This is a genomic window from Streptomyces sp. CBMA291, from assembly GCF_014596525.1.
Classification (GTDB): Bacteria; Actinomycetota; Actinomycetes; order Streptomycetales; family Streptomycetaceae; genus Streptomyces.
This window is the reverse complement of record NZ_MSJP01000110.1, coordinates 62,714-78,248: the sequence shown is the minus strand read 5'-3', so window position 1 is coordinate 78,248 and position 15,535 is coordinate 62,714. Positions and strand designations below refer to the sequence as shown.

Annotated in this window: 8 protein-coding genes; 5 read left to right on the top strand and 3 right to left on the bottom strand. The window is 68.7% G+C overall.

All coding sequences use genetic code 11. From position 1 onward, the window contains the following. Nucleotides 1-162 precede the first annotated feature (162 nt). The 3 genes from BU197_RS27090 to BU197_RS27080 form a co-directional block, all read right to left on the bottom strand. Nucleotides 163-942, bottom strand: a complete 780-nt coding sequence (locus BU197_RS27090) for an exodeoxyribonuclease III (protein ID WP_188270936.1) — start codon at nucleotides 940-942, stop codon at nucleotides 163-165. Between the two features lie 80 nt (nucleotides 943-1,022). Next, a complete protein-coding gene (locus BU197_RS27085) occupies nucleotides 1,023-1,655 on the bottom strand; it encodes an MBL fold metallo-hydrolase (protein ID WP_188270935.1) in 633 nt (210 codons plus the stop codon). Nucleotides 1,656-1,664: 9 nt separating this feature from the next. Beyond that, entirely contained in the window at nucleotides 1,665-2,909 is a 1,245-nt protein-coding gene (locus tag BU197_RS27080) for an alpha/beta fold hydrolase (RefSeq protein WP_188270934.1), read from the bottom strand. Nucleotides 2,910-3,810: 901 nt separating this feature from the next. Between BU197_RS27080 and BU197_RS27075 the strand changes: the two genes are divergently transcribed. From BU197_RS27075 to BU197_RS27060, 5 genes are all read left to right on the top strand, one after another. Further along, on the top strand, nucleotides 3,811-5,280 hold the full coding sequence (locus BU197_RS27075) for an FG-GAP repeat domain-containing protein (protein WP_188270933.1): 1,470 nt from the start codon (nucleotides 3,811-3,813) through the stop codon (nucleotides 5,278-5,280). A 23-nt stretch (nucleotides 5,281-5,303) separates the two neighbouring features. Next, nucleotides 5,304-6,926, top strand: coding sequence for a hypothetical protein (locus tag BU197_RS30830; RefSeq protein WP_223182658.1), 1,623 nt, complete (start codon nucleotides 5,304-5,306; stop codon nucleotides 6,924-6,926). 28 nt (nucleotides 6,927-6,954) lie between these two features. Beyond that, nucleotides 6,955-7,995 (top strand): LamG domain-containing protein, encoded by a 1,041-nt coding sequence (locus BU197_RS27070; RefSeq protein WP_223182659.1) that lies wholly within the window; start codon nucleotides 6,955-6,957, stop codon nucleotides 7,993-7,995. 85 nt (nucleotides 7,996-8,080) lie between these two features. Beyond that, nucleotides 8,081-14,935 (top strand): polymorphic toxin-type HINT domain-containing protein, encoded by a 6,855-nt coding sequence (locus BU197_RS27065; RefSeq protein ID WP_188270931.1) that lies wholly within the window; start codon nucleotides 8,081-8,083, stop codon nucleotides 14,933-14,935. Beyond that, nucleotides 14,935-15,399, top strand: coding sequence for a DUF4304 domain-containing protein (locus BU197_RS27060; protein WP_188270930.1), 465 nt, complete (start codon nucleotides 14,935-14,937; stop codon nucleotides 15,397-15,399). The genes BU197_RS27065 and BU197_RS27060 overlap by 1 nt, the downstream gene beginning before the upstream one ends. Nucleotides 15,400-15,535: the final 136 nt, after the last annotated feature.

Genomic DNA, 15,535 nt, shown 5'->3' with positions numbered 1-15,535 from the left:
GCCGGTACGTATCGAGGTCGGCCACGACCGCCGAGGTGCGTGTCGTGACCGACCCCGACCGCGAAACCGCGTACCGAAACCTCGTGCCAAGGCCGCGTACCGAAGCCGTGTATCTAGGCCGCGTACCGAAGCCACGTGCCGAGGCCGGCCACCCCCTCGGTGCTACACGTCGAGGTCGACCACGACGGGGGCGTGGTCCGATGCGCCCTTGCCCTTGCGCTCCTCCCGGTCCACATAGCTGTCGGTGACCGCCTCGGCGAAGGGCTTGTTGCCGTAGACCAGATCGATGCGCATGCCCTTGTTCTTCGGGAACGAGAGCTGGCGGTAGTCCCAGTACGTGTAGGGGTGGTCGTACTTGAGGGGGCGCGGGACCACGTCGGTGAGCCCCGTCTCGCGCAACCCGGCGAGCGCGGCGCGCTCCGGCTCGGTGACGTGCGTGGCGCCCTCGAAGACGGCGATGTCCCAGACGTCGTCGTCGGTCGGCGCGATGTTGTAGTCGCCGAGGATCGCGAAGGGGCGCTCCCCCGCCGCGTCCTGTGCCGCCGCCGCCTTCAGCGCCTCAAGCCAGCGCAGCTTGTAGGCGTAGTGCTCGTGGTCGACCTCCCGGCCGTTCGGCACGTACACCGACCAGACGCGGACCGGGCCGCAGGTCGCGGAGACCGCCCGGGGCTCCTGCGCCCCGTCGTACTCCGGGCCGTCGGGCAGTCCGGTGACCACGTCGGCCAGACCGACGCGGGAGATCAGGGCCACGCCGTTCCACCGGCCCGTGGCGTTGACCGCGGACTCGTATCCGAGGGCGCGCAGCTCCTCGGTGGGGAACTGCTCGGCGGTGCACTTGGTCTCCTGGATGCACAGCACGTCAGTGCCGGTGCTCTCCAGCCAGGCGAGGAGTCGGGGGAGCCGGGCGGTGATGGAATTGACGTTCCAGGTGGCGATGCGCATGTCCGCAAGCCTACGTGCGGGGTCCGACAACCGGCGCCCGCCGTGGCCGGAGCGCGCCGCCTCCGGCCCCTCGCGGCCGCTCAGATTTCCACGGAGGCGTCCGGGGCCAGTCTGCGGTGGTCGGCGCCGCCCAGCTCGCCGACCACCCGGTCGTAGATCGGCCGGGCGAGATCGGTGAGCAGGGCGTCGTGGATGTCGTAGGCCCGGCGGGGCCGGACTTCGCGGACGTAGTCGACGATCTCGGAGACCTTGTTCCACGGCGCCATGACGGGGAGCAGCAGCGTGTCGACCGGGCTGTCCGGCACGGTGAGCGCGTCCCCGGGGTGGAAGACGGCTCCGTCGACGAGGAAGCCCACGTTGGTGACGCGCGGGAGGTCCGGGTGGATCACGGCGTGCAGTTCGCCGTGGACCCGTACGTCGAATCCGGCCACCGCGAACGCGTCGCCGTGGCCGACCGTGTGCACCCGGCCGGGGAAGGCCGCCGAGAGCCGCTCGGCGACGCTCCTCAGCGTCCACAGCTCGACGGCCGGATCGGCTTCCAGGGCCGCCCGCAGCCGTCCCTCGTCGAAGTGGTCGGGGTGCTCGTGGGTGACGAGCAGGGCGTCGGCCCCGAGGGTGGCGTCCTGCTCGGTGAACATGCCGGGGTCGAGGACGAGCGTCCGGCCGTCCTTCTCCAGCCGTACGCAGGCGTGGGACTTCTTCGTCAGCTTCACGGGGGCAGGCTACGCCGGGGGCCTGGTTTCCTCCTCGACGACGCGAGCGACCACGCCGAGCGCGGTCTCCGCGGCCGGGAAGCCGCAGTAGACACCCGAGTGGAGGACGATCTCGCGCAGTTCCGCCGCCGACAGACCGTTGCGGAGGGCGGCGCGGGTGTGGACGGCGAGGGCCTCGCGGTGGCCGCCCGCGATGAGCGCGGTGAGGGTGACGACGCTGCGGGTGCGCCGGTCGAGCGCGTCCCGGTTCCAGACCTCGCCCCAGGCGTACCGGGTGAGGAGGTCCTGGAAGCCCCCGTCCGGGTCGTCGGCGAGGGCCTGGTCCACATGGGCGTCCCCGAGGACCTCGCGGCGCAGCGAGAGCCCTCGCTCGTACGGGTCGGGCCGCCCTTCCTCGGTGGGCTCGGGAGCCGGGGCGGGCGCGGCCACGGGGACGGCGGGCAGCGGCGGCAGCGTCAGCGGGCCGCTGGTGTCGGGCGCGGTCCCGGCGAAGTGCTCGACGAGCAGATCGGTCACGGCGGCGGGCTGCTCGACGGGGGCGAGGTGCGAGGCTGCGGGGACGACGGCGAGCCGGGCGTCGGCTATGCCGGCGACGAGGGTGCGGGCCTCGGCGGGCCCGGTGACCTGGTCCTCCGAGCCGACGAGGACGAGGACGGGCACGCCGATCCGGTCCAGGGCGGCCCGGACGTCGAAGACGGCGAGGGCTTCGCAGGCGGCGACGTAGCAGGCGGGGTCGGTGGTGCGGACCATCTGCACGGCCCAGTCCACGATGGCGGGCTGCGCTCCGGCGAAGAGCGGGGTGAACCACTGTTCGGGCGCGGTCCTGGCCATCGGCTCCAGGCCGTTGGCCCGGACGACGACCCCGCGCTGGCGGAACTCGTCGGCGGTGCCGAACCGGGGCGAGGTGGCGACCAGCGCGAGGGAGGCGACCCGGTGGGGCGCGCGCAGGGCGAGGTCGAGGCCGACGGCGCCGCCGAGGGAGCAGCCCGCGTAGCCGAAGCGCTGGACGCCGAGCGCGTCGAGGGTGGCGAGCAGCCGGTCGCCGAGTTCGGCGACGGAGCTGAAGGGCAGTGCGGGCGCGCCACCGTGCCCGGGAAGGTCGAACCGGACGACCCGCCAGTCCTGGGTGAGTTCGGGGATCTGCCGGTCCCACATGTGGAAGGTGGTGCCCAGGGAGGGCCCGAGGACCAGGACGGGCGCGTCGTCGGGGCCGTCCACGCGGTATTGCAGGGTGTTTGGTGGTGTCTCACTCACCCGCTAGACCCTCTCATCTCTCCGGGAAGCCCCTGCGGCCGGGGCTGGCTCTCCGCCAGGGCCGGACCGGCCCTGGCGGGGCCGGTGCGGGACGCCGCACTGTCCCCCGCCGAGCTGTGCGGAGGGTGGTGAGCGACTCTATCGAGCCGTCCGGTGTCACGTCCCGGCATCCGTCAGTCCTGGGGTGACCCGGCGGGGACCTGGCTGCGGCAGTGACGGAATTCTCTATCCGATCAGGAGTCAACTCGCCCCGAAGAGGAGCACATTGGCCATATTTGCCAAGTGATGGATTCTTAAAGAAAACCTTGCTGGATCTTCATATTCCACTTAGGCTCCAGTCTCGTTTTCAGGGTGAGGGGAAGCCGTGCCGGGGGGCACGTCGTACACACTCTCCGGTCACCCTGATGGGGAATTCGCCTGGCCGTACACGCGACCGCGTAGTCGCACGGCCGGCAGGGACACAGGGGCGGGAAATGGCGTATTCGGCACCACACGAGCGTGCTCCGGCGACGCTTGAGACAGCGCTGTCCCAGGGCTCCCCGATCGGGGACCCCACTGCGTCCTTGCCGCTCTGGCCCGCCTCGGACATGCCGGAAGATCGCTGACCCGTCCTTACGGACCGGAAGGACACGCCCTCCCCTGCCACGACCAGCGCGTGGGCACGTGCCCATGCGCTGGAGTCGTCGACGGACACCGCGCCGAACCAGATCTCCGAAGCCCCGCCGGCCGTCCGTGCGCCCTTCTCTTTCCCCCACACGCCCGGACTCGGCGGCCATCACTCAGCACCACGAGAGGAACCACTCCAGTGAGCAGCCCCATACGTCCGCGAGGGCGGATGTTCCGACGACGAACGGGGCTCGTCACAAGCGCCGTCGTCCTGACCTTGGCCAGCCTCGGCATCGTGCCGACCGCCACCGCGGCCACCGCGGACGGCGCGGCCGGCTGCTCCGGCGTCGAGTCGGACTTCAACGGCGACGGCATCCGCGACACCGCGATCGGCGACCCCGAAGCGACCATCGGCACGGTGCCGAGGGCCGGCAAGGTGACCATCGTCTACGGAGGTGGCAAGGGGACCCTGGAACTCGTCCAGGGCGTCGGCGGCGTACCCGGCGCCTCGGAGGCGGGCGACCAGTACGGCTTCGCCCTCGCGGTCTACGACGCCGACCTCGACGGCTGCGCCGACCTCGCTGTCGGCAGCCCCTACGAAGACCTGTCCACCGTCGTCGACGCGGGCTGGATCCACATCGTCTACGGCTCTCCCTCCGGACTCAACGCGGGCAAGGCCGTCAAGGAGCACTCCCAGGCGGCGGGCAGCACCATCAGCGGTGCGACGGAACCCGGCGACTGGCTGGGCTACGCGCTGACCGCGGGCAAGACGGCCGCCGGTGAACCCTTCCTGATCGCCGGTGTGCCCGGCGAGTCCATCGGCACGAACGAGGACGCGGGCCTCGCCGTCTACATCCACGGTGTCGCCCAGAAGGTCGTCAGCATCTCGCAGGACACCGCGATCGGCGCGGAAGTCCCCGGCGTCGTGGAACCGGACGACCGCTTCGGGGCCTCCCTCGCCTCCACTCCGAACCACTTCGCGATCGGCGCGCCCGGCGAGTCCATCGGCTCGGCCCCGTTCGCCGGCGGTGGTGCCGTCTTCACCCACACGCAGGTCTCGGGCTACCCCCAGCCGCTCCTCGGCCTCGGGCAGGACCAGGCCATCATCGCCGGGGTCGAGGAGCCCGGTGACGGTTTCGCCACGGCACTGGCGATGGTGCCGTACCGGCACAACGGCGCCACCAGCACCACCGAGTCGCTGCTCGCCGTCGGCGTACCGGGTGAAGACCTGTCCACGACCCTGGACGCCGGAGCCGTGCAGGTGTTCCGGATCACCACGGCGGGCACGCTCAGTGAGACCATGTGGGTCGACCAGAACTCGGCTGACGTCGAGGAGGAGAGCGAGGCGGGCGACCTCTTCGGGCAACGTCTCGTTGCCATCAACACCACGCCGAACGCGACCAGTTCCGCTACGACCAGTCGGCTCGCCATCGGCGTGCCCGGCGAAGAGACGGGCGACGACGCCCGGGACACCGGCGGAGTCCACATCATTCCGCTGATCGGGGCGGCAGGTGCCTCCGACGCCTGGATCGCCCCCGGAGCGGGAATTCCCGGCGAACCGGCCACAGGCCAAATGGCCGGTTTCGGTATCGGCGCTTCGACGGGCGGACTCCACGTCGGCATGCCGTACGGACCCTCGGGAAGCCACGCCGTCCACACCTTCTCCTGGAACGTGACCACCGGCGGATCCCCGATCCAGACCCTCAAGCCCGGCCAAGGTGGAATTCCCGCAGGCGACACCGCATTCGGATCGGTGGTGCGCTGATGAGCGACGAGGAGACCCGGCGCATGTCCGGACGTGGACGCCGCGGCACCGCGCTGCGCGGGACGGTCACGGCAGCCCTCGCGGGCGCCGTGCTGATCGGACTGCCCCATCTGTCACAGGGAGGCCCGGTCGGCGGGAGCGCCGCAGCACCGGCCCAGGCCGTGGTGGGCTCGGACGCCCCCGCGCAGACGGAGGCGGAGGCCCTCGCGGCCGCCAGGAACAGCGACAAGGAGATCGAGGTACTCGGCCTGCGCACGGCGCGCCGCGAGATCTTCGCCCAGCCGGACGGCACCTTCACCGCCCGGGAGTACACGGAACCGGTCCGCACGCTCCGCGACGGCGCGTGGGTCGACATCGACAGGACCCTGGTCCGCAGGGGCGACGGCAGCATGGCCCCCAAGGCCGTCGCGACTCCTCTCGTCTTCTCCGACGGAGCGGCCGGCGAGCCGTTCGTCACCATGGAGAAGGCAGGCCGCACCCTGGCTCTGACCTGGCCGTACGGGGCTCTGCCCACACCCGTTCTGCACGGTGAGTCGGCCACGTACCCGGACGCCCTGCCCGGCGTGGACCTGACGGTCCGCGCCGAGACGGAAGGCTTCGCCCATCTGCTCGTCGTCAAGACGCCCGAGGCGGCGGACGACCCCCGGCTGACGCAGCTTGACTTCGGCCTCACGACGGAAGGCCTGAAGGTCACCGTCGGCGCGAACGGCGGGCTCAAGGCCGAGGACGCCGCGGTGGGGGGCACCGTCTTCGAATCCGGCAGGCCCGTCATGTGGGACTCGGCCGCCGTCGGCGAAGCGGCGGCCGGAGCAGCCGACGCCAAGACCGCGGGCACGCCGTCCACCACCAAGGCGGCCCCGGCCCGGTCCCTCGCTCTCGCGCCTTCCCTCGAAGGCCCCGGCGGTGGCGGCAAGACCTCCGAGATGGAACTGCCCGTCGGCGACGGCAAGCTGTCCCTGACGCCGGACCAGAGCCTGCTCCAGGGCGAGGACACCGTCTTCCCGGTCGTCATCGACCCGATCCAGCGGCCCGCCACCGCGAGCGGCTGGTCCGGCATCATGTCGGGCATGCCGGGCGAGCAGGACTGGAAGTACTCCGGAAGCGCCGGTGTGGGCCGCTGCCCGACGGACTACAACCCGGTGTCCTGCAACGGCGTCGGCGTCCGACGGGTGCTGTTCTCCATGCCGGTCTCCTACTACGCCGGCAAGCAGATCCTCGGCGCGACGTTCTCCGCCCGGGTCGAGCACATCTACAGCGCCACTCCCACGGCCGAACCGATCCGGCTCTACCGCGTCGGGGGCAAGAACTACCCGCTCACGTCCGCGACCAGCTGGTCCAGCACCCAGAACGCCTGGGCCGACCACATCGGCACCGTCGACAAGGCGATCTCACCCACCAGCTGCACCGGTCAGGCGAACCTGCACTTCGAATCCGGCGTGGGGGGCGACCTGACGAACACCGTGGCGGCGGCCGCCGCGGACAGCTGGTCGACGCTGACCCTCGGACTCCGTGCCGCCGACGAGACCCGGCTCCCCGAGTGGAAGCGAGTCTGCGGCAACGCCTACCTGTCCATCAGCTACAACAACAAGCCGAGGAAGATCACGGAACTCGCGCAGAACCCCGGCGGCATTCGTCCTCGACTATGACCACACCGCCAGGACCTGGGCGTTCTCCATGCCGGTGGTCAACGGAGATCCCCTCGGCGAGTGGAAGGCGGTCGCCTCGGGCATCAGCGTGGTCCCCAACGAGTGGGTCCTGCTCACGGGTGTCTACGACGCCGCCACGTCGGAGATGAAGCTGTACGTCAACAAGGACGTCAAGGGCACCGCCCGGCGAGGCTCGACCTGGGAGTCGTACGGGCCGCTCCAGATCGGCCGCGCCACGGACAAGACCGGCTACCGCGCCCACTTCACGGGAGACATGGCCGAAGTCCGCCTTTTCGACCGCGTGGTGACCGCACCGCAGGTCGCCTCGATGATGACGGTCAAACCCAACCGGAAGAACTACTGGCAACTCGACGCGGAGAACGCCGGCCTCTCCCAGGACACGCAGGACGGGCAGCCGCTCCAGCTCGCCACTGGCACCAAGCTCTACACCCTCACCCAGGAGGAGTGGGACGACCCGTTCTCCGCCAAGGAACGCCCCATGGTCGGCAAGGGACACCTGCAGCTCGACGGTGCGACGAACTACGCCTTCACCGCCTCGGCCCCCGTGACCGGTGCGTCCAGCTTCACCCTCTCGGCCCGGGTGCAGGTCGCCTCGCTCGGCTCCACCAAGACGCAGACCGTGCTGTCGCTGCCCGGTGCCCAGGCCAACCGGATCTCGCTGCGTTACCGCTACGCCACCGACCTACAGGCGGGGAAGTGGGAACTCGCCGTCGCCGAAAGCGACGGAACCTCCGCACGGGTGAAGACCTTCACCGACTCCCAGCGGCTTCCGAACGGCGACGCGGGCGGACAGCACCTGGCCGTGGTGTACGACGCGGTCGCCAACCAGATCCGCCTCTACGTCGACGGACAGCTCGACTCCACCGCGTACGGCACGGACAACACGCTGTGGGCGGCCACGGGCGGCCTCCAGGTGGGCCGCTCCGCGCTCGGCGGCGGCAGCGAGTACTTCGGCGGCGTGATCGACGAGGTCCGCGTCTACAGCGGAGCCGCGGACGCGACCGCCATCCAGCAGCTGGCCAACCCGATGGCGCTGCCGGACATGTGACCCCGGCGGGCGGGTGGTGGGGTCCCCGCGGCCCCACCACCCGCCCGTCGTTTCCAACACCCCTCTCTACGTGTGGAGACACGTGATGCCATCTCGCAGCCGGTTGTCGAACCGGCTCATACCAGGGCGGCTGTTCGCGGCCACGGCCCTGGGAGTGACCCTGTCCCTGACAGGCAGTACGGTCCAGGCGATACCCCTGACCCCCCAGGACGGAGGCCGGGGCCGCCCCGGCGTGCAGGACTTCGGCGATCCCGTCGAAGGCAGGGATGCCAAAGCCGCCACGAAGCGACCCACGGACCAGGCGGGCAAGGCCTCCGTCCGGAGCCTCGACCGGGCCGTGTGGCCGTCCGGGGGCAGCGCGAAACTCGCCGTGGCTTCCGGCACGGCCGCATGGACACCGGTCGGCGGCCTGCCCGTCGCCGTCACCTCGGTGCCCGCGGCCGGAACAGGGTCCGCGCGTACCGCCTCCTCGTCCGAGGCGCCTTCCGGAGTCAAAGTCGACGTGCTGCCCTCGCAGCGGGCCACTGACCTCCATGCCGCCGCGCTCCTGCGCGTCGAGCGGGCCGACACCCGGGCCAAGACCGCGAAGGTCCGGCTCACGATCGACTACTCCTCCTTCGCCGAGGGCTTCGGCGGCGCCTACGCCTCCCGGCTCCACCTGGTGCAGCTGCCGCCTTGTGCGACCTTCGCCACCCCCGGCAGCGCGTCCTGCCCCGCCCAGCCGACGCCGCTCCCCACGGTCCACGACCCGGAGAGGCGTACGGTCTCCGCCGAGGTCGTCGCGGCCCGGTCCCCGGAGTCCGGCCCCTCGACCATGACCGGCGAAGCCGCGCCGATCGTCGCGCTCGTCGCCGGCCCGTCCTCGGCCCAGGGGACGTACAAGGCGACGCCGCTCTCCCCGTCGGCGAACTGGAGCGTCGCCCCCTCGTCGGGTGGCTTCAGCTGGAACTATCCGATGCGGACCGTGCCCACCCCGGGTGGTCTGACGCCGACCGTCGGTCTCGGCTACTCCTCCCAGTCGGCGGACGGTCGCACCTCCGCGACCAACAACCAGGGTTCATGGGCCGGTGAGGGCTTCTCGTACGAACCGGGTTACATCGAGCGCCGGTACAAGCCCTGCGCCGACGACGGACACGCGGGCTCCGGCGAGCAGTGCTGGGCGTTCGACAACGCCACCCTCATGCTCAACGGCAGTGCCGGTGAGCTGATCAAGGACGACAAGACCGGGAAGTGGAAGCTCTCGGCCGACGACGGCACCAAGGTCGAGAAGCTGACCGGTGCCGCGAACGACGACGACAACGGCGAACACTGGAAGGTCACCACTCCCAACGGCACCGAGTACTGGTTCGGGCTCAACCAGCTCCCCGGCTGGACCACCGGCAAGGAGAAGACCGGCTCGACGTGGACGGCACCCGTCTTCGGTGACGACACCGGCGAGCCCTGCTACAACGCCACGTTCGCCAACGCCCACTGCAAGCAGGCATGGCGCTGGAACCTGGACTACGTCAAGGACACCCACGGCAATGTGATGTCCTACTTCTACACTCCCGAGGTCAACTACTACGCCCTCAACGGCAAGACGGACGTCAACGGCACCGGCTACCACCGCGGCGGGTACCTGAGGCGGATCGACTACGGCCAGCAGCACGGCTCCGTCTACGCGGCACTGGCACCGGCCCAGGTCGTCTTCGAGACGACCGAGCGCTGTATCCCCTCCTCGGGCTTCGACTGCACGGAGGGCAAGCGCACCGCCGCCAACGCCGCGTACTGGCCCGACACTCCGATCGACCAGGAGTGCAAGGCCAACACCAAGTGCACCGTCGGCCAGACCTTCTGGACCACCAAGCGGCTCGTGGGCATCACCACCAAGATGCGCAAGAGCGCCACGGAGTACCAGGACGTGGACGCCTGGACGTTCACCCACCTGTTCACGGACAACGGCGACACCTCCAAGACCCTCTGGCTCTCCAAGATCAACCACGCGGGCCGGGTCGGCACCGTCGCGCAACTGCCCACGCTGGAGCTCTTCGGCCAGCAGCTCGTCAACCGTGTCGACGCGATCGGGGACAACATCGCCCCCTTCCACCGCTACCGGCTCACGGCGGTCCTCAGCGAGACCGGTGCACAGCTCGACGTGAACTACGCACCGGCCGAGTGCACCAAGGCGTCACTGCCTGCCCCCGGGAACTCCGTCAAGCGCTGTTATCCCGTGGAATGGGCTCCTCCGGGCAACATCGAGCCGATCACGGACTGGTTCCACAAGTACGTCGTCGCCGCCATCGTCGAGACCGACCGCACGGGTGGCAGCGACCAGCTCGTCACCACGTACGACTACAAGGGCAACGCGGGCTGGCGGAAGGCAGAGCCGGACGGCATCACCGATCCGAAGTACCTGACGTGGGGCTCCTGGCAGGGGTACGGCAAGGTCACCGTGACCTCCGGCACCGCCGACAAGCAGAACACCCGGGTCGACTACACCTACATGCAGGGTCTGGACGGTGACAAAACCTCGGCGGACGGCATCAAGTCGGCCTCCGTCACCGATTCCACTGGCAAGACCTGGACCGACTCCAAGGAGTTCACCGGCCACCAGTTGGAGGCATGGACCTACAACGGTCCCACCGTCGTCTCCAAGGTGATCGCCGAGCCGTGGAAGGTCGACACCGCCACGCAGACGCAGAGCTGGGGCACTTCGCACTCGACGATCGTCCGCGCCGACACCCACCGGAACTACCAGTTGCGAGCCAACGGCACGTGGCTGGAGTCGAAGACCGTAACCAAGTACGACACCTCCAACGGGACGGGTCGGATGACGGAGACCGAAGACCAGGGAGACGTCTCCAACCCGGCTGACGACTCCTGCACCCGCATCTGGTACGCGGACAACGCCACCGCCAACATCCTCAGCCTGCCCTCGCGCAGCGAGTCGGTCGGGGTGAAGTGTTCGGCCACGCCGGACCGCAAGACGCAGGTCTTCGCGGACGAGCGCACCTCGTACGACGGTCTGGCGTTCAACGCGGCTCCGACCAAGGGCGACGCCACCCAGACGGATCGGCTCACCTCCCACGACGGCACGACCGGTACCTACGAGACCACCGGAACGACCACGTACGACGTCTACGGACGCCCGCTGTCCCAGAAGGACGGCGCGGACAACACGGTCAAGACGGTGTACGCAGAGGTCAACGGTCTGCTCTCGCAGGTGAAGTCCACCAACGCGTTGGACCATGTCACCACCACCGACTATGCCCCCGCCTGGGGGATGTCGAGCGGCCAGACCGACCCCAACGGCAAGCGCACGGACCTCGCCTACGACGGACTCGGCCGGCTGACCTCGGTCTGGCTGCCCGACCGCATCAAGACACAGACCCCGAGCATCAAGTACACGTACGGGGCGCGCCAGGACAAGGTCACCTGGATCCGTACGGAGAAGATCGAGAACGACGGCTCCTACGGCTCCGAGTACGACCTGTACGACAGCATGCTGCGTCCACGTCAGATCCAGACCGAAGGCCCCGGCGGCACCCGGCTCGTCGCTGACGTGTTCTACGACGGCGCCGGGCAGGTCAAGCAGACCAACGAGACGTACAGCGCGACCGGAGCGGCCTCCCCGGACCTGCTGACCGTGCCCAGCGGGCAGGTCGGCCGGCAGAACCTCACGGAGTTCGACGGCCTCGGCCGTCCGACCGCTCAGATCACGGCGGTCTCGGGCGTCGAGCAGTGGCGCACCACGATCGCGTACAACGGTGAGCGCACGACGGTCGACCCTCCCCAGGGTGGCGTGCCCACGACGACGATCCAGGACCCTCAGGGCAACACCCAGCAGGTCTGGCACTACCGCGGCGATTCACCCAACGCGCTCCTGGGCTACGACACGACGACGTACACCTACACGCCGAGGAACGAGCTCAAGTCCGTCGCCGACGCCGACGGCAACAAGTGGAGCTTCACGTATGACCAGTTGGGCCGACAGACGGAGAGCGTCGATCCCGATGCCGGCAAGTCGACCTTCGAGTACGACAAGCTGGATCGTCCGGTCTCGACGACGAACAGTCGCGAGAAGAAGATCTCGACGGCGTACGACAAGCTCAGTCGTGTCGTGTCCACCTGGCAAGGTGAGGTGACCAAGGGAACCAAGCTCACCGAGACGCGGTACGACAAGGCGGGCGCGCTGGGCTACGCCTGGGCCGACATCACCTGGGTCACGCCGACCGAGTCGCTCGGCACCACCGTCCTGACGCGGGACTCCCGCTACCGTCCGCTGCAGACGAACTACGTGGTTCCCGCCTCCGCCGGAACCCTCGCCGGCAGCTACACGTTCACCGCCGCGTACAACAGCGACGGCACCCAGCAGTCCGCCGGTATGCCGGCGATGGGTGACCTTCCAGCCGAAGTACTGGTAACGGGCTACGACACGCTCCAACGGCCGACGACGCTGACGGGCACGACCTCGTACGTCACCAACACGATCTGGTCTCCCACCAGCCACCTCCAGCAGCTCGAACTCAACACCGGAGGAAAGAAGGTCTGGCAGACCTTCGACTACGAGACGGGAACCGACCGGCTGACCCGCTCGGTCGTCGACGTCTACGGCGTCGCGCCCGTGAAGGAGAGCAACTACTCCTACGACCAGGCGGGTAACGTCCTGTCCATCGCGGACACGTCGAACCCGGCTTCCCCCGAGGCCCAGTGCTTCGCCTACGACGGGCGCAAGCGGCTCGCGGAGGCGTGGACCCCCGCGACGACCGTCCAGGACGCCGCCAAGCGCGGAACGCTCGGAACGGTCGCCCCGGTCTCGGGCACGGGTCCGGCAGCGTGTGACGCCACGCCCGGCGCGACCCCGTTGGGCGGCCCCGCTCCGTACTGGAAGTCGTATGTGACGGACGCCATCGGCAACCGCACGTCCGACACCCACCACGACGTCGGTCTCGACCCGACGAAGAACACCACCCGCACGTACTCCCACGGCGGTGCCGGTGCCCTCGGCAGCGGTCCTCACCAGCTGACCTCGGTCACCGAGACGGGGCCCACGGGCAGCCGCCAGATGGCCTTCGAGTACGACAAGACAGGCAACAGCACCAAGCGCACCATCGGCGGCGACGCCCAGACCCTGGCCTGGACCGACACGGGCAAGCTGGCCACGGCTACGGAGGCGGACGGGACCAAGACGACCTACCTGTACGACAGCTCCGGCAGCCGGGTTCTGCGCAAGGACTCGACGGGCACGACCGTCTACCTGCCCGGAACCGAGCTGAAGCTCTCCGCCGACGGCACCAAGAAGGAAGCCACCCGCTACTACTCGCACGCGGGCCAGACCGTCGCCGTACGCATGAACGGCGGAAACGTCTCGTTCCTCGCGTCCGACCACCACGGCACGGGCGAACTGGCCATCGACGCCACGACCGGCGCGGTCGCGCAACGCCGCTTCGACCCCTTCGGGCTGGAGCGGGGCCAGGCGACCGGTGTCTGGCCCGGCGAGAAGGGCTTCGTCGGCGGAACTGCGGATCCGTCGACCCGACTGACCCATCTGGGCGCACGCGAGTACGACCCGAGCACCGGCCGGTTCATCTCCGCCGACCCTCTGATCGACTTCTCGCAGCCGCACCAGATGAACGGCTACAACTACGCGAACAACTCGCCGGTGACACAGTCCGACCCCAGCGGGCTCATGTCGGACGACTGCTGGATCGGAGGACACGCACATTGCACGAACGGGCAGCCGGACTCTGCGGCGCCAACGGAAGATCCCTCCGAGAGCGAAGTTGCGGCGGGTGTCGTCACCCAGGCGGAGAACAACCTCGACGATGCGGAGCGCCGGAGTACCACTGCCACTCAGAGGGTGACGACGGCAGCCAAGGAACTCGTCAAGATCGCTCGCGACGAGCTGGGAATCGACGCCGCGCTCGACTGTCTCTCCAGCGGGGACCTCGGATCGTGCGGTGAGACGGCACTCAACGTCGCGGGGAGTTTCGTAGGCGGACTCGCAGGCAAGCTTGTCGCCAAATACGCCCTGCGCTTGGGTAAGGCTGCTGATCTCCTCAAGAGGGTGGCCCGTCTCGCCGAGGAGATGTACTCCGGGTTCAAGCAGTGGTGGGACAACCGGAAGGCAGTCCAGAAGGCAAAGGACTCGCTGGCCGCGGCAAGGGAGAAACTCTCCGCAGCCCTGAACAAGGGCAAGGGAATATGTGAGCACAGCTTCCTGCCCGGCACCCAGGTCCTCCTGTCCGATGGCACGACCAAGCCCATCAAGGACATCACCCTGGGCGACAAGGTCACCGCCACTGATCCGGTGACCGGTGAGACGACGGTCCGCGAGATCGTGGGCACGATCGTCACCGAGGACGACAAGCACTTCGTCGACCTCACGATCTCGGGTAAGTCCGGAAAGCCCGAGGCTCTGATCTCGACGACGACCCACCCCTTCTGGGTGGCGTCCGAAGGCGAGTGGATCGAGGCGGGCGACCTCCACCCCGGCATGACCCTCCGCACCGCGGACGGCACCACGGCCAAGCTCACGGCCACCCGCCACTTCGACGAGCACCAGCGCACGCATGACCTCACGGTGATGGGCGTGCACACGTACTATGTGCTGGCAGGAGCTACGCCGGTACTCGTTCACAACAGCAACTGCGGCGTCGCCCGTAACGAGAAGGGGCAGTTCACGTCTGGGGAGAATGCGGACGCGGCCCGTGGCCGTCAGACACACTTGAACTACAAGAATGCCCTGGGGGCCGGGTACGACTTCGAAGTCAGGCTTCCGAGCGGGCTCCGGCCTGATGCGGTCGACTGGAAGAACCGTGTCGTGCGTGAGTTGAAGTCGGATGCGACGAGCAGCCAGGCGACGGGGCGGCGACAGTTGCAGGAGTACGTCGCCGAGTTGGAGGATATGACCGGTCAGAGCTGGACTGGCCATCTCGACACGTATAAGAGGTTCGGCTGATGGTTAACTCAATCCTCCTGGAGGCTCTCAATGAAGTCTTCAAGCCGCTGGGTTTTCGAAAGAAGTCGGCGAACTGGTACAGAGTGTCTGGCGATCTCTACTGTGTAGTCGGCGTCCAGGAGTCCCGCTGGGATGAGTCGTGCTACGTAAATGTCGGATTCGCGCCAGCGGTCAATGCCAAGGCGGGGTGGCTCCCGGAGTCGAAATGTCTCGTCAGGTTCAGGGCGGACGCAATCACCTCCATTTCCCGCGAAGATCTCGACCTCCTATCTGGACAAGCAGCGGAGGCGCGTGGTGAGGATTCCCTTCGAATGGGCCTTGTCGAAAAGATTGCAACTCCAGTAGCGCGGGCGGTCAATCCGATTGAGAGCATTCAGGGCTTGAAGTCGCTGCTGCGTACGAGCGTTAGCGATCAGGTGTTCATTCATCGTGAAATCAGGGGTGAATTGCTTGAAGAGGGGTGACACAGCGTCCTTGATTCCGGGCCGACAGGTTCACTTCCGTGAATTCGGACTTCTCGGAGTGTCGGTTTTGTCGGTATTGATCGGCGCTGACGTCAGTAATTGACGGCAACGGCGGCGAACACCAGGGGTGTTCGCC

What these genes read in the sequence shown, in the direction of transcription:
- BU197_RS27090 (WP_188270936.1), bottom strand. Translation starts at nt 942, where the DNA reads ATGCGCATCGCCACCTGGAACGTCAATTCCATCACCGCCCGGCTCCCC.
- BU197_RS30830 (WP_223182658.1), top strand. Translation starts at nt 5,304, where the DNA reads ATGTCCGGACGTGGACGCCGCGGCACCGCGCTGCGCGGGACGGTCACG.
- BU197_RS27070 (WP_223182659.1), top strand. Translation starts at nt 6,955, where the DNA reads ATGCCGGTGGTCAACGGAGATCCCCTCGGCGAGTGGAAGGCGGTCGCC.
- BU197_RS27065 (WP_188270931.1), top strand. Translation starts at nt 8,081, where the DNA reads ATGCCATCTCGCAGCCGGTTGTCGAACCGGCTCATACCAGGGCGGCTG.
- BU197_RS27060 (WP_188270930.1), top strand. Translation starts at nt 14,935, where the DNA reads ATGGTTAACTCAATCCTCCTGGAGGCTCTCAATGAAGTCTTCAAGCCG.